This window comes from Sedimentibacter sp. B4, assembly GCF_000309315.1.
Taxonomy (GTDB): domain Bacteria; phylum Bacillota; class Clostridia; order Tissierellales; family Sedimentibacteraceae; genus Sedimentibacter; species Sedimentibacter saalensis.
In genome coordinates this window covers 1-232 of the sequence record NZ_CANG01000587.1, presented here as the reverse complement: position 1 = coordinate 232, position 232 = coordinate 1, and the positions used below count along the sequence as shown (strand labels likewise).

The window sequence follows — 232 nt, the reverse complement described above, 5'->3', positions numbered from 1 at the left end:
TCGGCGTCGGGATGACCCTGATCACCCACGTCGGGTACTGGGACGTGGCCGGCACCGCGCTGATCGGCCTGCTGCTGATCTTCGTCGCGATCACCCTGGCCATGGAGACCCGCAGCCTGCTGCTCGGCGAGGCGGCGACGCCAGAGGCGATCACCGCGATCACGACCGCGCTCGCCGGCGCGGACGGCGTCCGGCGGGTGATCCACCTCAAGACCCTCCACCTCGGCCCTGA

1 pseudogene is annotated in these 232 nt (G+C 71.1%); it reads left to right on the top strand.

Going from position 1 to position 232, the window contains the following annotated elements:
• Nucleotides 1–232 (top strand): annotated as a pseudogene (locus BN358_RS23925) (cation transporter); the annotation flags it as partial.